The sequence below is a fragment of the Herbiconiux sp. genome, assembly GCF_023264855.1.
Lineage (GTDB): Bacteria > Actinomycetota > Actinomycetes > Actinomycetales > Microbacteriaceae > Herbiconiux.
The window spans coordinates 18,342-37,139 of sequence record NZ_JAHFUW010000025.1; the positions used below are offsets into that span (position 1 = coordinate 18,342).

Annotated in this window: 7 protein-coding genes; 4 read left to right on the forward strand and 3 right to left on the reverse strand. The window is 71.2% G+C overall.

Going from position 1 to position 18,798, the window contains the following annotated elements:
- Positions 1 to 2: 2 nt before the first annotated feature.
- From Q0D75_RS11400 to Q0D75_RS11410, 3 genes are all read left to right on the forward strand, one after another.
- Positions 3 to 3,263 (forward strand): cell wall-binding repeat-containing protein, encoded by a 3,261-nt coding sequence (locus Q0D75_RS11400; protein WP_291053375.1) that lies wholly within the window; start codon positions 3 to 5, stop codon positions 3,261 to 3,263.
- A 66-nt stretch (positions 3,264 to 3,329) separates the two neighbouring features.
- Positions 3,330 to 6,638, forward strand: a complete 3,309-nt coding sequence (locus Q0D75_RS11405; RefSeq protein WP_291053455.1) for a cell wall-binding repeat-containing protein — start codon at positions 3,330 to 3,332, stop codon at positions 6,636 to 6,638.
- 52 nt (positions 6,639 to 6,690) lie between these two features.
- Positions 6,691 to 10,782: a cell wall-binding repeat-containing protein gene (locus tag Q0D75_RS11410; protein ID WP_291053378.1), complete on the forward strand. Its 4,092-nt coding sequence runs from the start codon at positions 6,691 to 6,693 to the stop codon at positions 10,780 to 10,782.
- A gap of 63 nt (positions 10,783 to 10,845) precedes the next feature.
- Here the strand turns inward: Q0D75_RS11410 and Q0D75_RS11415 are convergent, their stop codons facing one another.
- Positions 10,846 to 13,110 (reverse strand): glycosyl hydrolase family 8, encoded by a 2,265-nt coding sequence (locus Q0D75_RS11415; RefSeq protein WP_291053381.1) that lies wholly within the window; start codon positions 13,108 to 13,110, stop codon positions 10,846 to 10,848.
- Between the two features lie 190 nt (positions 13,111 to 13,300).
- Between Q0D75_RS11415 and Q0D75_RS11420 the strand changes: the two genes are divergently transcribed.
- Entirely contained in the window at positions 13,301 to 13,612 is a 312-nt protein-coding gene (locus tag Q0D75_RS11420; protein ID WP_291053385.1) for a helix-turn-helix transcriptional regulator, read from the forward strand.
- 29 nt (positions 13,613 to 13,641) lie between these two features.
- Here Q0D75_RS11420 and Q0D75_RS11425 read toward each other — a convergent pair whose 3' ends face one another.
- Both Q0D75_RS11425 and Q0D75_RS11430 read right to left on the reverse strand, forming a co-directional pair.
- The gene (locus tag Q0D75_RS11425; RefSeq protein WP_291053388.1) at positions 13,642 to 16,623 is read right to left on the reverse strand and encodes an aminotransferase; all 2,982 of its coding nucleotides are present in this window, start codon (positions 16,621 to 16,623) and stop codon (positions 13,642 to 13,644) included.
- Positions 16,620 to 18,602 (reverse strand): MOSC domain-containing protein, encoded by a 1,983-nt coding sequence (locus Q0D75_RS11430; protein WP_291053391.1) that lies wholly within the window; start codon positions 18,600 to 18,602, stop codon positions 16,620 to 16,622. The genes Q0D75_RS11425 and Q0D75_RS11430 overlap by 4 nt, the downstream gene beginning before the upstream one ends.
- Positions 18,603 to 18,798 lie beyond the last annotated feature (196 nt).

The window sequence follows — 18,798 nt, forward strand, 5'->3', positions numbered from 1 at the left end:
GAATGAAGCGACTCCTCTCGACCCGCGGTGCGCTGGTCGCCTCCGCCCTGGCCGTGCTCCTCGCCACCTCCGCGGCCGTGCCCGCCGGCGCCGCCACGGCGGGCACGGCCGGCACGGTTGCGGTGGCCGACGGATCGGCCGACCTGGCCGCGCTCGTCATCCCCTCCGCCGACGACGTGCGCGGAAACATCCATCTCCCCGAGGCCGGCAGTGTGAGCGGCAGCCCCATCACCTGGAGCTCCTCGAACGAGGCGGTCGTCTCCGACACGGTCGCCGAGACCGCCGAGGGCAGCATCGCCCCCGGCGCGGTCACCCGGGGGAGTGCGGACGTCTCCGTGCAGCTGACGGCGACCGTGGAGGGGCAGTCGAAGACCTTCGAGCTGCACGTGCGGGCCGCGGCCCCGGCCGTCGACCCCGCCGGCTACCTCTTCAGCTACTTCGCCGGTGAGTCCACCGACGCGGGCGAAGAGATCTACTTCGGCACCAGCGAGGGCGACAGCCCCCTCGAGTGGGACGAGCTCAACGGCGGCCAGCCGGTGCTGAACTCGGAGTTCGGTGAGAAGGGTCTGCGCGACCCGATGATCATCCGGTCGCCCGAGGGCGACCGGTTCTACATCGTGGCCACCGACCTCAAGATCTACCCGAACGGCGACTTCGGCCGCGCCCAGCGCACCGGCAGCGCCTACCTCGAGATCTGGGAGTCGACCGACCTCGTCACCTGGTCCGACCAGCGGCACGTCAAGGTGTCGGATGAGGCCACGGTGGGCAACACCTGGGCCCCCGAGGCCTTCTACGACGAGACCATCGGCGAGTACGTCGTGTACTGGGCATCCAACCTCTACGACGCCTCCACCCCGGTGTCGGCGCGCGACAACTTCGCCACCTACAACCGCATGATGTACTCCACCACGCGGGACTTCGTGACCTTCTCGAAACCGCAGATCTGGAGCGACTCGAAGCGCGGCAACGGCCTCGGACTGATCGACTCCACCGTCATCCAGGACGGCGACACGTACTACCGCTTCACCAAAGACGAGGGCACGATGAACGTGCTGCTGCAGAAGTCCGACTCGCTCCGCGCCACCAGCGGCGACCCGATGGTGGTGACCGACGACCCGAACGCCTGGTCGCTCGTCACCCGCGAGATCGGCCGCAACCAGAGCTACTCGGCCATCGACGGCTCGACCCGCACCTACACCGGCGGCGAAGGCCCCACGGTGTTCAAGGACGTGCGCGACGACGGCACCTGGTGGCTGTTCATCGACCAGCCCGGATACCACGGCGGAGTCGGCTACGTCGCGTTCCGCTCCACCGACAAGGGGCTCACCTGGGAGGCCCAGGACTCCTCGGGCCTGCCCGGAGTTCCGCGCCACGGAACGGTGCTGCCCATCTCAGCCGAGGAACAGGCACGCCTGCGCACCGCCTACAACACCATCGAGAGCGTGCAGTCCACCACCTTCGCGATAGAGGCCGTTCAGCGGAACGCGCCCGACCTGCCGCGGTCGGTGCAGGCCACCTACACCTCGGGCGCCGTCGGCTCCGCGCCCATCACCTGGGACGCGATCGACCCGGCGTCGTATGAACGACCCGGCACGTTCAGCGTCTCGGGACACGTCGACGGCTTCGCCACGGAGCTCACGGCCACGGTGACGGTCGTCGAGGCGCCCAGCCTGGAGAGCGGATTGGTGGCCCGGTACACGCTCGACGAATCCGACGGCACGGCCGTGACCGATTCCTCCGGCAACGGCCGCGACGCGGTCGTCGAGGGAACACCCCAGTGGCGCGGAGCCGAGGGCTTCGAGTTCACCGGCGGATCCGTGGCCACGGGCAACCGCATCAAGCTGCCGAACGACCTCGTGACCGGACTCGACGACGTCTCGGTGAGCTACGACCTCTGGGTCGACCAGGGGCTGCCGCAGAACACGATGTCGTTCGTGGTGGGCAACCCGTCCACCGCGAACAGCGGCTACCTGTTCGTCACCGCCCGCGACTACAACAACGTGTTCCGTGGGGCGATCACCCGCACGAGCGGCTCGTCGGAGCAGAGCTCGGCCGGTTCCGCCCTCCTGCCCCAGGGCGAATGGGTGCGGGTCACCTACACCGTGGCCGGCGGCGACAGCACGAACCCCGGTGTGGCGAAGCTCTATCAGAACGACGCCCTCGTGGCGACGAACACCGGCATCACCACCACGCCGGGCGCCCTCGGCGACGGCTCGACGACCTTCAACTACCTGGGCCGCTCGTCGTGGGCGGCCGATCCGCTCTTCGACGGCCGGATGCGCGACTTCCGCGTCTACGACCGGGCGCTGGATGCCGCGTCGGTCGCCATTCTCGCGGGCGACGGCGTCGAGCCGCAGCCCGAGCCCGAGGTGTCGCGGATCGCGGGTGCGGACCGGTTCGAGGTGTCGGTGAACACCTCGAAGGCCGGCTGGTCCGACGGGTCCGACACCGTGTACGTGGCGTCGGGCGAGGTGTTCCCGGATGCCCTGTCGGCTGCTTCCGCGGCCACGGTCGCGGGTGCTCCGATCCTCCTGACGACGTCGGGGTCGCTCCCGGCCTCGGTGCGTGAGGAGATCGTGCGACTGGGTGCGACGGACATCGTGATCGTGGGTGGCTCGAACACCATCGGCGCTGCGGTCGAGACCGAGCTGAAGACGCTCGGTACCGTCACGCGGATCGGTGGCGCCGACCGGTTCGAGGCGTCGCGGAACATCGCGGAGCACGCCTTCCCCGACGGCGCCGAGGTCGCAGTTCTGGCCACGGGCTTGAACTTCCCCGACGCCCTCTCGGCCGGTGCCGCGGTCGCAGGTCGTGGCCCGGTCGTGCTGGTGAACGGCGGCGCCACGGGTCTGGACGCGGCGACGAAGTCGCTGCTGACCGACCTCGGCGTGCACGAGATCGCGGTGGCCGGCGGCACCGCATCCGTCTCGGCGGGCATCCAGACGGATGCGGCGAAGATCGCCGACACCGTTCGTCTCGGTGGTGCCGACCGCTACGAGGCGTCGCGGACCATCAACGCGCACTTCGTCACCTCGGCGAAGAACGTGCTGCTGGCGACGGGTTCGAACTTCCCGGATGCCCTCTCGGGTTCCGCGTTCGGCCCCCGCACCGGCGCCCCGCTCTTCACCGTCCAGGGCACCTGCGTTCCGGCGGAGACCCTCGAGCAGATCACGGCTCTGGGCGCCGAACAGATCACCCTCCTCGGTGGCGAAGCGACCTTGTCGCCCGCCGTCGAGCAGCTCCAGGCCTGCGCGAGCAGCTGACGAGCATCCCGACACCCGACGATCACCCGAGCAACTGACGACGACGACAGGAAGCAGACGACCGTGATGCGCGACGTATTCAAGAGGACGGCGGCGGTGGCGACATCGCTGCTGCTGGTGGGTGGCTTCGGCGCGGTCTCGGCGGGAGCTGCAGCATCCGCTGCCGCCGCCGAGACTGCGGCGCCGAGGGACGGTCTGATCGGGGAGTACCTGTTCAGCCAGACTTCCGGAACCACGATCGCCAACGCGGCCACCGGAGACGGTGCGCTGGCTGCCGCCACCGTGGTCAACGGCGACGACAGCCAGTGGACCGGTGATGCGCTGCAGTTCACCGGCGGGGCGAAGTCGAGCTCCACCGCGAACTGGGTCGAACTGCCCGACGGCATCCTCACCGGTGCCTCCTCGGCCACCATCACCACCGAGGTGAAGATCGACGTCTCGATGAAGTCGACCTTCAACTTCCTCTGGAACATCGGCAACGACACGACCGCGCAGTACTACTTCACCTCGGTGCGCGACACCCCGCGCACGGCCATCACCACGAACGGCGGCGGGGGCGAGATCAACGCCCGGTCGGCGGCCGCCCTCGACGCCGACCGGTGGTACAGCCTCACCTCGGTGATCGACGGCACGGCCGGCACCATCGCCTTCTACGTCGACGGCGTGAAGGTGGGCGAGGCGGTGAGCACTCTCACCCCGGCCTCCATCGCCGACCAGTCGCTGAACGCGATCGGCCGTTCACCTTGGCCCGATCCGTTCTTCAAGGGCGAGGTCTCCTCGTTCCGGGTCTACGACCGGGCACTCACGGCCAGCGAGATCGGCGCGGTCTCCGACGCGGATGCGACGGCGCACGCCGCCAGCTTCCAGGCGGTGGCGCAGGCCACGGTCGACGCCCTGTCGCCCGTGACCATCGACGACAGCTCGCTCGTGCTGCCCGACCTCGGCGGCTCGGTGAGCTGGGCATCCGACACCCCGGGCATCGCGATCGGGGCCGACGGCGTGACCGCCACGGCGGTGCAGCCCGAGCCCGGCCAGCCGGCGCTGACCGGCACCCTCACCGCCACGGCGACCGTGCGCGGCGTGACCGCTTCGCGGAGCGTCGAGGTGACGGTGACACCGATGGCCGAAGCCGGTGACGATTACGGCTACCTCATGGTGCACTTCATCGAGGACTCCGCGGGCTACGCCGAGAAGATCTACCTCGACGTCTCGCGCGGCGACAACCCCGAGCAGTGGGATCCGCTGAACGGCGGCGTGCCCATCCTGGCCTCCGACCTCGGCACCACCGGCGTTCGCGACCCGTACCTCACCTACAACCCCGAGACGAAGACCTACTACGTCATCGCCACCGACCTGCGGGTGTTCGGCGGCGACTCGGGCTCCGGAAGCTGCACCACCTGGTGCTACTGGACGAAGAACGCCAGTACCAAGCTCAACATCTGGGAGTCGAAAGACCTCGTGACCTGGGGAGACCTGCGGCAGATCGACATGGCCGTCGACGCGAACGGCGGCACCGTCGCCGAGCTCGGCATGGCCTGGGCTCCCGAGGCCACCTGGGTCGACGACTACTACCCCGACGGGCGCGGCGCCTTCGTCGTGTACTGGGCCTCGAACGTGTTCCCGGCGAACGACCCGAACCACGACACCGCGAGCTACAACCGCGTGCTGTGGGGCGCCACCAGCGATTTCACGCAGGGCACCTACGCCTTCGGCGGCGACTTCGTGAACACCGGCGGCAACGCCATCGACACCACGATGATCCAGAACGACGGCACCACCTACCGCATCACCAAGGACAACGGATTCGGCGACGGCATCTACATGGAGTCGACGACCGCACCCCGCTGGTGGGAGGCGGGCACGGCCTGGACGCGCATCCAGTCGAAGATCGGCGCGGTGTGGGCCGGGGGCAACGCGGGCGGAGTCGAAGGACCCGCGGTGTTCAAGAGCCACAGCGAAGACCGCTGGTACCTCTACGTCGACGTGATCCCCAGCACCGGGTACCGCCCGATGGAGACCACCGACCTCGATGCCGGCTGGACCCAGCTGACCGACCCCGGCTTCTCGATGGCCCCCAACACGAAGCACGGCGGCATCGTCTCGCTCACGAAGGCGCAGTACGACACCGTTCGAGCGGCGGATGCGACATCGGCCGTCACGGCCGACCTCGGCACCACCTCGCTCGGCCAGGGCGGCACGGTCGAGGAGCTCGCCGCGGCCCTGCCGGCCACCGCTGCGGTGAACCTTGCCTATGGGCGGGGCACGGCGGACCTTCCGGTGGAGTGGGACACCTCGGCGGTCGACCTCGCGACGCCCGGCACCTACGCCGTCACCGGCACGGTGCGCTCGCTCGGCGCCAACCTGAACGACTGGGTGGGTGAGGGCGGTTCGACCGCGTGGAACGCACCCGGCAAGGAACTGTTCAGCTCGAGCGCCATCACCGTCACGGCCGAGGTGGCGGTCACAGCGCCGGTGGCGCCGGAGGTGGATCGCATCGGGGGTGCGGACCGGTTCGAGGTGTCGGTGAACACCTCGAAGGCCGGCTGGCCCGATGGTTCGTCGACCGTGTATGTGGCGTCGGGCGAGGTGTTCCCGGATGCCCTGTCCGCCGCGTCGGCGGCCACGGTCGCGGGGGCACCGATCCTCCTCACCACGAAGGGCTCGCTGCCGGCGTCGGTGACGGCGGAGATCCAGCGTCTCGGCGCGACGGACATCGTGATCGTGGGCGGGCCGAACACCATCGGTGCCGGTGTCGAGGCTGAGCTGGCGAAGCTCGGCACCGTGACCCGGATCGGGGGAGCGGATCGGTTCGAGGCGTCGCGGAACATCGCGGAGCACGCCTTCCCGGAGGGTGCGGAGGTCGCGGTTCTCGCGACGGGTCAGACCTTCCCCGACGCGCTTTCGGCGGGTGCCGCTGTTGCGGGTCGTGGCCCGGTGATCCTGGTGAACGGTGGTGCTGCCGGTCTGGATGCGGCGACCACGACGCTGCTGACCGGGCTCGGGGTCGAGGAGATCGCGGTTGCCGGTGGCACCGCATCCGTCTCCGCGAGTATCGAGACGGATGCCGCGGAGATCGCGGACACGGTCCGATTGGGCGGCGCGGACCGGTTCGAGGCGTCGCGCACGATCAACGCTCACTTCGTCACCTCGGCGGAGAACGTCCTGCTGGCCACGGGGTCGAACTTCCCCGATGCCCTCTCGGGTTCGGCGTTCGGCCCCCGGATCGGTGCCCCATTGTTCACGGTTCAGGGTTCCTGCATCCCGGCGGAGACGCTGGAGCAGATCCGCAGCCTCGGAGCATCGCAGGTGACGCTCCTGGGAGGCCCGAACACCCTGAGCCCCGCGGTCGAGCAGCTGCAGACCTGTGCCGGCTAGCGCCGGAACGAACTCGAAGACGAGCGAAGGATCGACGATGTTGAAAAGAATCATGACCAGGAGCGCGGCAGCCGTCGCGTCGCTGGCCGTCGTGGCCACGAGTCTCGTGAATGCCGGAGCGGCCACGGCCGCCGAGCGACCGGCCGACGGGCTGATCGGGGAGTACGTGTTCTCCCAGACCGCCGGCGACTCGGTGGCGAACGCCGCCGCCGGTGCCGGCGCGCTCGGCGCCGCCTCGGTGGTCAACGGCACCGACGCCGCCTGGACGGGCGACTCACTCGTCTTCTCCGGCGGAGCCAAGTCGAGCGGCGCCACCTGGGTGCGCCTGCCGAACGACATCCTCGCCGGAAAGACCTCCGCCTCGGTCACCACCGAGGTGAAGATCGACGCCTCGATGAAGTCGACCTTCAACTTCCTCTGGAACGTGGGCAACGACTCGCCCACCTCCTACTTCTTCGCCTCGGTGCGGGACACGCCCCGCACGGCCATCACGACCGGGTCCAACGCCGGAGAGGTGAACGCCCGCTCCGGAACCGCACTCGAGCCCGACCGCTGGTACAGCCTCACCTCGGTGATCGACGGCGCGGCCGGCAGCATCGCCTTCTACGTCGACGGCGTGAAGGTGGGGCAGGCCGAGACCGCTCTGACACCGGCCTCCATCACCGACCAGTCGCTCAACGCCATCGGCCGCTCACCGTGGCCCGATCCGTTCTTCCAGGGCGAGGTCTCCACTTTCCGGGTGTACGACCGCGCGCTGTCCGACGCGGAGGTGGCCGCCGTCTCCGACACGGATGCCGCGATCCACGCCGAGCAGATGGCCGCGGCCGCCCAGGGCATCCTCGACGGTCTCGATCTCGCCGACCAGACGGTCGACAGCAGCTACGTCGGTCTGCCCACGGCCGGTGGTGCCGTGACCTGGGCCACGTCCGATCCGGCGATCGTCGCCGCCGACGGCACCGTGAACCAGCCCGGTGAGGCCGAGGGCCCCGCGACCGTCACGGCCACCGCCACGAGCACCGTGCGCGGCGTCACCGCGACCACGAGCATCACCCTCACCGTGCTGCCCACCAGTGACGACGAGCGGGTCGCGGCGGCGGCCGCCGGCTACGTGCTTCCTCCCGTGGTGGTGTCGGGCAGCATCCTGCCCCCGGCCGTCGACGGCACGTCGGTGACGCTGCAGAACGCCCAGGGCATCGCGATCGCGGCCGACGGCACGGTCACGGCCGCCGAGGGAGCCGCGGTCGACGCCGACGGATCCGTCACCGGCACGGTCGACGCCATCGTGTCGAAGACCGGCACGCCCGACGTGACGGTGCAGAAGCGCTTCACCGTGACGGTGCTCCCGGTCGAGGGCACCGAACAGCTGCTCGGCTATCACCGCACGCCCACCAGCGCGAACGAGGCCAACAACGCCGACGTGGCGCTGAGCCTGCACCTCGCTCTGAAGACTCCGGATGCCGCCGACTGGACGCCCCTGAACGAGAACTACGGCATCTTCTTCCCGAAGACCTCGGTGACGCCCCCGGCCGAGGGAACCTCGGACGCCATCATCCGGAGCCTGGTGAACCCGTCGGTGTTCACCCTCGAAGACGGCTCCTACGGCGTCATCGCCACCCGCACCGCCCGAGGCGGCGGGGCCGATGGCACGGCCACCTCGAGCGTGCTCATCGCGACCTCGGCCGATCTGCTCTCGTTCGACGAGGTGGGTCTGCTCGACCTCGGCGAGACCAACGGCGTCAACGCGCCCCACGCGGTCTACGACTCGGCGGCCGACACCTACCTCGTGGCCTGGACCGACGACTCCGGCACCGCGAAGCACACCACGGTCGGCGACCTCGCCGATGCCGGCACACGCGGCGCCGTGGTGGCCGGTGCAGTGACCTCGCAGGGCGCGGTCGACGCCGCATCCGGAATCGACGACTTCGTGGCCGGTCGCGCCATACCCGTGCCGGCGGCGACGGTCACGGCGCTCCAGGAGCGCTTCGGCCGCATCGCGAACACGGGATACACGCCGTTCGGCGACGTCACCACCGCGGTGGGAACGGATGCCTCGACGCTGGAGCTGCCCGGAACGGTGGGCCTGGACTACTCCGACGGCTCCACCGGATCGCTGCCCGTGACCTGGGACACCAGCACCGTCGACACCTCGACGCCCGGCACCTACCCGGTGACCGGCACGGTGAAGCAGACCCCGTATCCGGTTCCGTTCGCCGACGAGCGCGCCGACCCCTCGGTGTACAAGTACGACTGGAACGGCACCACGAAGTACCTGATGATCGCCACCAACGACCTCTACGGCTCCAACATCGAGCAGCAGGGCGCCGCCAAGATGCCGATCCGGGTCGCCGATTCCATCACCGGGCTGTCGGATGCCGCGGGCGCGCCGGAGATCGACCTGCTGAAGCGAGGTGACACGGATGCGGAGGGCGCCGCGATGACCGGCTGTTTCTGGGCGCCGGAGTACCACGAGATCGACGGGCGCCTGTCGATCCTGTTCATGCCCTGTTACGGCAGCAATCCCGACATGTGGTCGGGCCGCGCGTCCATCATGCAGCTGAAACAGGATGCGTCCGGTCTCGACCTCGACCCGGCCGTGCCGGCGAACTGGACCAAGCCCGAGAAGGTGCTGCGCACCGACGGCTCCGACCTCAACCAGGTGGCCGGCATCTCGCTGGACATGACGTTCTTCCAGGACGAGAAGGGCCGGTCGTACTACGCCTGGCAGCAGCTCGGCGCCATCTTCATCGCGAAGGTCGACCCCGCCGAGCCCACCCGGCTCACCTCGGAGCCCGTGCGCATCCTGGCGCCCGAGTACGCCTGGGACAACACGATCGCCGAGGGCCCGAACGTGGTGAACCACGACGGCGTGCTGCAGCTGATCTACTCCGGATCGACCGTGGGCGACACGTACACGACGGGCCTCGCCACGGCGGACGCCTCGGGTGACACCGACCTCACCTCGCCCTCGGCGTGGACGAAGCTGAACTACCCCATCCAGAAGTCGGGCCTCTACGACGGCGCCTGGCAGCTCGGCACCGGGCACGGCATGTGGTCGGAAGACGAGGACGGGAACATGATCTACGTCTTCCACGCCCGCACCGATCACAACGACCTGAGCGGGCGCGACATGTTCGTGCGCCGGGTGCACTGGTCGGCCGAGGGCCTGCCGGTGCTCGACATGGAGTCCGAGGAGGAGCTCGCCACGCCCACCGTCACGCTCGACGTGGTGGTGACGGGCGTGCCGGAGCTCGCGGTGGATCGGGTGTCGGGCGCGGATCGGTTCGAGGTGTCGGTGAACACGTCGAAGGCCGGGTGGCCGGACGGTTCGTCGACCGTGTATGTGGCGTCGGGCGAGGTGTTCCCGGATGCCCTGTCGGCTGCGTCGGCGGCGACCGTGGCGGGGGCTCCGATCCTGCTGACCCGGTCTGGTTCGCTGCCGGCGTCGGTGAAGGCGGAGATCAAGCGTCTCGGCGCGACGGACATCGTGATCGTGGGTGGCTCGAACACCATCGGTGCGGGTGTCGAGGCTGAGCTGGCGAAGCTCGGCACCGTGACCCGGATCGGCGGCGCGGATCGGTTCGAGGCGTCGCGGAACATCGCGGAGCACGCGTTCCCGGAGGGCGCCGAGGTCGCGGTTCTCGCGACGGGCCTGGCGTTCCCGGATGCGCTCTCGGCGGGTGCTGCCGTGGCCGGTCGTGGCCCGGTCGTGCTGGTGAATGGCGGGGCCGCGGGTCTTGATGCGGCGACGAAGTCACTGTTGACGGGCCTGGGTGTCGAGGAGATCGCGGTCGCCGGTGGCACGGCCTCGGTTTCCGCGGGCATCCAGTCGGATGCCGCGAAGATCGCGGACACCGTGCGCCTCGGCGGCGCAGACCGGTTCGAGGCGTCGCGCACGATCACCGCGCACTTCGTGACGGATGCCGATCGGGTGCTGCTCGCGACGGGGTCGAACTACCCGGATGCACTTTCCGGCTCGGCGTTCGGCCCGCGGGTCGACGCCCCGCTGTTCACGGTGCAGGGTTCCTGCGTCCCGGCGGAGACGCTGGAGCAGATCCGCAGTCTCGGGGCATCGCAGATCACTCTCTTAGGAGGCCCGAACACCGTGTCGCCCGCGGTGGAGCGCCTGGAGACCTGCGCCGGCTGATCTGCCGGCCTGCTCCGAGGGCCCGCGCTCGTTCTCCGGAACCGGCGCGGGCCCTTCGGCGTGTCAGCCGCGCGCGACGAGGTAGGTGGCGAGGGCGGCGACGGTCGCGTCGGAGACGGTGTTCGGGCCGCCGGGCACCACGATGGCGTTCGGGCCGAGCCGGGTGAGCTCGGCGGCGGTGGCAGCGGGCACCGCGTCTTTGGCCACGAGCAGCACGGGGGCGTGCGCGGCGATGGCGGCAGCCGACGCCGAGAGCGCGTCGGGGAAGACGGCTCCGGATGCCGCGTAGACCGTGGTGGTGCGGATCGGCGCGAACACCCTCTTCGAGACGGCGGCAGCCACCGCGTAGCGGTCGGCGCCGCCGATGCGCGTGACATCGGCCCCGGGAACAGCGGACTCGAGCGCCCTGCGGGTGGCCTCGGTGACGGTGTTCGCCCCGCCGAGCAGCACGATCCTGGCCGGGGCGAGCCGCTGCAGCTCGGCCTTGACCACCGCGGGCAGCGCGTTCTTCTGGGTGAGCAGCACCGGGGCGCCCTGCGCGCCGGCGGCGGCGGAGCCCGAGAGGGCGTCGGCGAACACCTCGCCCGAGGCCACGTAGGCCACCTGGCCGCCCGGGGCGAAGGTCTGCGCCGACAGGGTGGCGGAGACGGCGTAGCGGTCGGCACCGCCGATGCGGTCGACGGTGCCGGGAGCGGAGACGTAGCCGCGCAGCGCCGTCTCGACGGCGGGGGTGATGGTGTTGACACCGCCCATCAGCACGATCCGTTTCGGGGTCAGGCGGGTCAGCTCGGCGGCGACGGAGGCGGGGATGCTCCCCTTCGAGACGAGCAGCACCGGGGAGCTGTCCGCCCCTGCGGCGGCCGACGCCGACAGCGCGTCGGGGAACACCTCGCCCGAGGCGATGTAGACCACCGGCGCGCCCGGCGCGAAGACGCCGGCCGACACCGCCGCCGAGACGGCGTAGCGGTCGGCGCCGGTGATGCGCGCGATCGAGGGTGCCGCCGTGGCCTGCGGCAGCCAGCTGTTGCCCGAGGCGAGCAGCATCACCTGCAGCCGGATCGAGTCTCCGAAGTACTGGCCGGTGCCGGCGGAGGTGAGCCGCGTCCACACCCGGTCGACCCAGCCCTGGTCGCGCGCATCCGGAAGCCCGCCGGCACCGAACGGAGCCGTGAAGACGAGGTCGGTGTAGTTCGCCAGCGGAGTGCCGTCGAGCTCGTAGCCGGCACGGATCGCGGAGGGCACGCCGCTCGTCTCGGCGACGATCCAGTCGGTCATCCGCGCCACTGCGGTGCGGGAGGCGGCGTCGCCGGTGAGCAGCGCGCTGGAGGCGAGGCGCCACGGCGTGCGGGCGGCGTTGTAGCCGTAGGCGCCGTCGTCGGGTGACTCGAGGAAGTCCGGCGGCGCGGGCTTCGGCGCCGTTTCGGTGTCGACCACGAAGTCGGGCAGCAGGCCCGTCTCCGGCGCGAACTGCTCCTGCAGGGTCGTCACGAGCTGCGTGGTCGCCCGGGTCACTTGCCCCCAGAACTCGTCGCCGGTGGCGTTCTGGAAGGCGACGAAGTGATCGACCATGAGGTCGGAGGTGCGGGTGGCGAACCAGTACGTCGTGCCCGGGCTCGTCCAGTCGCCCAGCCGCGGCAGGAGGGTCTGCGGATTGATCTCGCTGCGCTTGATCGCCGCGATCATGGTCAGCGCTTCGGTGCGGTAGTCGATGGCGCCGCCCGAGCCCCACTGGGTGTCGGCGAGCAGCAGGGCGTACGCGATGTCGAAGTCGCCGTCGGTGGCCGAGCTGTTGTCATTCGGGTAGTTCGTGCAGGCCGTGTCCTGGTGCCAGGCCATCAGGTCGGGGTCGGAGGCGCTCGGGTGGTCTTGCACGTAGCGGTAGAGGCCGTCGAACGCCGTGCGGGCGTTCGGGTCGTAGCCCGCCATCAGCGCGGTCACGACCATCCCGTAGCCCTGGCCTTCGGAGACCACCAGGGAGTTCGTCGCCGAGGAGGCGTCGACGTAGTAGCGGCCGGTGCCGCAGCCGGCCTTGAGGTAGGCGGCCTTCCATGCGTCGTAAGCGGCTGCGGTGGCCTGGTCGGCGGCGGCTGTGCCGCCCGGTGCCCTCGCCGCACCCACCGGGAACGGTTCCGGATGCGACCCGAACGGCCGTGCGGGCGCCGCGAGCAGCTCGGCCTCGGCGGCTTCGGTGGCGATCTCGGCCGTGGTCGGCGGCGCGGTCGGCGCCGGGGTGTCTGCGAGAGCCGCCGGACCGAACAGGGTCGAGCCGGCGAGCGTCGCGACCAGTAGCGCGACGAGGGCGGCGGCCCGGCGGGGGAGCTGTCTCATGGTCGGTGGGCCCTTCGATCGCATCGGGCGGACACCATCGAGGATACGTCGGGATCCGCGTCCCGTGGGCGGGTCCCGAGCGACCGACGGCGCGCGGGCCGCCAGAGTCTGTGGTGTATAGGCCACTAGCGTGAACGCTACGGGTTTCCACGCTCTGTTCTCCAAGACATGCGGCCGGTAAGCATGAGGCGTGAATCCGACCGTGTCCGAGGCTGCGCGCCTGCTGGGCTCGCGCATCCGTGGAGAGCGTCTGCGGTTCGCGATCAGCCAGATGGAGCTCGCCGAACTCTCGGCGGTGCACTTCACGAACCTCGGCCGGATCGAGCGCGGTCAGGCCAACCCGTCGCTGCACACCATCATCCGTATTGCGGGCGCGCTGAACCTCGACCCGTCCGTGCTCGTCGCCGGCCTGGCGCCCGACCTCGTCCCGGTGCCGGCCCACCGAGTCACGGTCGCCGACCTCATCCGCGCCCGCGAGGCCCAGGACGGCACCGCCTCGTAAGCGATGGATGTTCAGGCGGATGGTCCGCCTCACCAGCCGTTCGTGAGCACGTCGTCGAGGGTGTCGACGAAGAAGTCGGCGCTCGCGGTGGTGAGGGTGAGCGGCGGCTTGATCTTCAGCACGCACTGCCGGTCGGACGTGGGCTGCACGATCACGCCGCGCTCACGCATCCGCTCGCACAGCGCCGCCGTCTCCTCGGTGGCGGGCTCCAGCGTCTCGCGGTCGCGCACGAGCTCCACGCCGAGGTAGAGGCCGAGACCGTGAACGGCGCCGATCAGCGGATGCCGTTCGGCCAGCGCCTCGAGGCGTGCCTTGAGGTGCGCGCCCACCTCCCGGGCGTTCTGCTGCAGATCCTCGTCGCGGATGATGTCGAGCACCGTCGTGCCCACCACCGAGCTCACCGGGCTGCCGCCGGCCGAGGAGAAGAAGTAGCCCTGCGAGCGGTAGGCGTCGGCCACCTCGCGCCGGGTGATGACGGCGCCGAGCGGATGCCCGTTGCCCATCGCCTTGGCCACGGTGACGATGTCGGGCACCACCCCTTGCTGCTCGAAGCCCCACAGGTGCTCGCCGAGCCGGCCGTAGCCGACCTGCACCTCGTCGGCGATGCACAGCCCGCCGTGCGCCCGGATGGCCGGGTAGACCGCCTGCAGATATCCCTCGGGCAGCGGCATCCCGCCCGCGTTGCCGTAGAAGGACTCGGCGATGAAGGTGGCGGGCGCGCGGCCGGCGGCCACGAGCGCCTCGATCTCGGCCACGGCATCCTGCGCGTACCGGTGCGCCTCGGCTCCCCGGTGGAGGCCCCGATAGGCGTTCGGCGCGTCGAGCGCGTGCACCCAGTCAGGACGCGTCGAGAGCGCCTGAGGGTTGTCGGCCACCGAGGTGGACACCGCATCCGCCGCGTCCGACCAGCCGTGATAGGCCTCGCGCACCGACACCACGTCGCGCCGGTTCGACCAGGCCCACGAGATTCGCAGGGCCAGGTCGACGGCCTCGGTGCCGCTGTTGACGAAGAAGACGGTGTCCAGGGGGCCCGGCAGCAGCCCCGCCAGCCGCTCCGAGAAGTCGACGATCGAGGAGTAGTTGAAGCGCGAGTTCGTGTTGAGCAGGTTCAGCTGCGCGGCCACGGCATCGGCGATCCGCGGATGCGCGTGCCCCACCGAGGCGACGTTGTTCACCATGTCGAGGTAGGGGCGGCTGTCGGCGTCGAAGAGGTGGTGCCGCCAGCCGCGCTCGATCTCGGGCGGGTCGGCGTAGTAGTGCTCCTGCACCTCGGCGAGGGAGCGCTCGCGCCGTTCGAGCAGATCGGGGTGGGTGCGCGGGGCCGCCGGTAGGGCGCCCGGAATCAGGATGGCCGGGTCGCCGGCGAGCGTCTCCCAGCCGGCCGCGAGCTCGGCGGTCGCGAACCAGGGCACCTGCGCCGTGTCGACGCCGGAGCACAGCATCCGCACCCCGAGGTGCGTAGCGGTGCCGAGGAGTTCACCCGCGGCCACGGTCACGTCGGCATCGGCGGCGGCGGGCAGACCGTCGGCCGGCACGACCTCCGAGAGTTCGAGGGTGCCGGCTTCGGTCACCAGCCGCAGGTGGGTGTCGTCGACCCGCGAGAGCAGCCCGGCCCACGGGGCGGCCACCGGCTGCGGTGCGGCGAACCAGACCTCCAGGCCGAGCGCCGAGCACGGGTGCGCGGTGGCCGACTCGCGGAAGGAGCGGGTGAGGCGGCGCTCGCCGAAGCGGGTGACGGCTGCGGCGGCACCGGCGGCGAGGGCCGCCTGCGCGATGGCCGACTCCGCATCGGGATCGGCGAAGCGACCGCGGGCGAGCGCGGGGCCGGTGGAGGAGAGGTCGAGCGCGGCGACCCGGTCGGTGTCGAGGCCCGGCAGCAGGGCCGCCTCCGGTGCGGGGATCGGGATCGACCCGCCGGCGCGAGACGCGTGCCCCGCCGTCTCGCGCACGAGCCCCGTCATCACGGCGAGCGGCACGCTCGTGGCCACCTCGAAGATGAGGTGCTCGTGCTCGAAGTTGGCGCGGGTGTAGGCGGTGCCGGGGTCGGTGGCCGCCGCGTGATGAGCGCTCACGACCAGCGTCGCGGCGCGCAGCACCACGAGCGGCCAGAGCACGTCGGCCTCGGCCGGGGCGAGCGGGCGGGCGGCGTGGAACGCGCGCACCGCGGGCAGGATCGACGCGGGGGTCGCGCCGTGGTGATGCAATACGGCCGAGCAGGTGACCGCGATCTCCGACACCGCCCAGCTGTGCATCACGTCGCCGAAGTCGATGATGCCGCAGGGCACCAGCCGGCCCGAGGCATCCGCGAGCCCAACGACGTTGTCGTCTGTGATGTCGCCGTGCACGACCTGGCGAGGCAGCTCGGGCTCGCGCTCGAGCACGCTCGCCCAGGCCTCGGCGGTGGCGGCCTGCAGGCGTCCGGCGAGCTCGGCGTCGTCGACGAAGGGCAGCAGGTCGTCGACCAGGCGCTTGGAGTGCCGCAGGTCCCATTCGAGGTCGCGCTCGGTTCCCGGATGCGCGAACGCGGCCAGGGCGAGCACCGAGCGGGCGGCGAACGACCCGAAGGCGGCGACGACGGCAGGTGCGAGGTACCGCCCGCCGGACAGCGGCGTTCCCTCGACGAACTCCAGCAGGCGCACGGCCAGGGTGCGGCCGTCCACCTCGACGACGCGGAGCAGGGCTCCGTCGGGCTGGGTGACCGTGCGCGGCACCAGGATCCCGGGCGCCGCGTCGCCCAGGTGGGCGGCCGCGAGCGACTGCGCCTGAAGTTCCTCGGTGCGCGTGACCGGGTTGGCGAACTTCAGCAGGAAGCGGCCGCCGCCGGATCCACCCGCGCGCGGCGCCTCGCCGATCACGAAGTTCGCATCGTGCTGGCTGCCGAGCGCCTTGACCGGGCCCTCGATGCCGAAGACGGCGCGCGCCACGTCGGCGGCGGCGCTCTCGGACACCTCGGGCGCCGGCGTCAGCAGCTCGGCGAAGGATCGGTCGTTCGGCTGAGTGGTCGCGCTCACGCGGAGGCTCCTTCGGGGGTCGTCTCGAATTCGGTCGCCGCATCCGTGGTCGCCGCCTCGGCATCGCCCGGCAGGACGACATCCGAGGTGGGCACGGCGCAGCAGGTGAGGATGCGGCCGTCGGCCGGCCGGATCACGGGTTCGGTGAGGTAGGCCACGGTTCCGGAGGCGAGGAACCGCTCACACGTGCCGCAGGCGCCGGAGCGGCAGGCGGAGGGCCAGTCCTGCCCCGCCGCCTCGGCGACGTCGAGCAGGCTGCCGGAGTCGGCCTTCCAGGTGGCGGCGCCGCCTTCGCGGCCGAAGCCGACCGTGAAGGGGCCGGGAAGCGGTGGCTGCTTCGGCTCGGGATCCGGCAGGACAGGCGTGTAGAACACGTCGAAGTGGATGCGCGAGCGGTGCACGCCCGCTCCCTCGAGGGCGTCGCGAGCGGCGTCGAGAAAGGGAGCGGGGCCGCACACGAACGCCGACACGGGGTCGAGGCGTACGCCGGCACCGCCGGAGAGGCGGATGGCCAGCTCGGCGATCTGCCCGGGGGAGGGCCGGCCGGCCCGCACGGTGAGTCGTGCGGACTCCGAACGGGCCACGCCCTCTCCCGTCAGGTGCAGGGTGAGGCGCGCATCCGGCAGGGTCTCGACGAGCTCGATCAGCTCCGCACGCAGGGCGACGTCGTCATCCGCTCGGTCGACGTGCAGCACCGCGACCGGGCGGGTCGAGCCGGCGGCCGCCAGTGCGCGCAGGATGGCGATGGTGGGCGTGATCCCGATGCCGGCGCTCAGCAGCACGACCGGCTCCGATTCCGCCGGCGCGAACTGCACCCGGCCGAACGGCCCGCTGACGAGCACCTCGGATCCCTCGTGCAGGGTCTCGTGCACCGTGCGGGACAGGGTGCTGGCCCGCCTGACGGTGATGCGCACCCGCCCCGGCTCGATGCGCGAGATCGTGTAGTTGCGCCAGTTCGGCGCGGCCTCGCCCGGAAAGTGCAGACGCACGTGCTGGCCCGCTGCGGCTCGGCACAGCAGGCCCACCGAGTCCTCGAGCCAGAGGCTCACCGCGTCGGCCGTCTCGTCGGCGCGGCCCGTGACCCTGGCGAGCCGAGGCCAGGTCTCCTCGGGGTGCAACGCCGGAGCATCGGGCCAGGGTGCGCCGGTGACGGCATCCGGAGCGCCGGTGACGACGGTGATCGGCGCGCCCACCGCGATCGACCCGGCGCTGCGGGGGCGCAGATACACCCCGCAGTACATGTGGCCGAGCCGGGAGGCGAGCGCGGCGGGAACGTTCAGATCGACCACCCCGGTGGCGGGATCGACGGTGGTGGCCCGGCAGCGGTCGGTCGGCTGGAAGACGTCGAACAGCACCTCGCCGATCGCGATCGTGGAGCCCACCAGCCCGAATTCCGACCAGGGCGGCAGGCCCTGCACGAGCAGGTTGCCGCGGAACCGGCGCGGATCCACCGGCCGCCCCGTCGAGGCGGCCAGCGCGGCCACCGACTCGAGGTTGATCAGCGAGATCAGCGCCTTCGGCCAGTCCCACATCCGCACGCTCGGGGCGGTGACGGATGCGGCACCGTGGCCACCGGGGGCGAACCACGAGCCGATCTCGCCGTTGGCCTCGTCGAGGTCGACCTCGGGAAAGCGGATGCGGGCTTCCGCGCCGGCCGGGTTGCGGATGCGCAGGAGAACGGATGCGCCCGGTTCGTCGAGCCCCGCGTGCGGGTCGGCCGCCCCGGGGCCGTCGCCGGCCAGCGACGTCTCGAACAGGACGAGCTCGGGGTTCTTCGCGAGGTGGTGGAACACCGCGCGGGGCCGCCAGCCGCCAGCGTCGACGGGAGCGGCGGCACCGGTCTCGATCGCGAGCACGCGGTCGAACGGCAGGCCTTCACCCGGAGTGATCCGCGCCCGGTGGGTCGAGACCCCCGGCAGGCCCTTGACGGGGAAACGGGTGATGCGGGCCAGCGAGGCGCCGAGTTCGCGCTGCGTCATCCGGTGCTCCGATCCTGGCCAGTCGTCCGTCGCCCACCATTGCATGCCGGATCGTTCCGGCAAGGCAGCACGTTAGCGCGGAAACACGTCTCGGTCAATGCGGCCGAAGTCGGCGGGTGGCCCGCCTCGCGCGCACGCGAGCCTCTTGCTGTACGAGGCCCCGTCGCCGCGCCGAATCGTGTTACGACTTCGTTTC

Coding starts and splice junctions, on each gene's coding strand:
- Q0D75_RS11410 (WP_291053378.1), top strand. CDS start 6,691: ATGACCAGGAGCGCGGCAGCCGTCGCGTCGCTGGCCGTCGTGGCCACG.
- Q0D75_RS11415 (WP_291053381.1), bottom strand. CDS start 13,110: ATGAGACAGCTCCCCCGCCGGGCCGCCGCCCTCGTCGCGCTACTGGTC.
- Q0D75_RS11405 (WP_291053455.1), top strand. CDS start 3,330: ATGCGCGACGTATTCAAGAGGACGGCGGCGGTGGCGACATCGCTGCTG.
- Q0D75_RS11400 (WP_291053375.1), top strand. CDS start 3: ATGAAGCGACTCCTCTCGACCCGCGGTGCGCTGGTCGCCTCCGCCCTG.
- Q0D75_RS11430 (WP_291053391.1), bottom strand. CDS start 18,602: ATGACGCAGCGCGAACTCGGCGCCTCGCTGGCCCGCATCACCCGTTTC.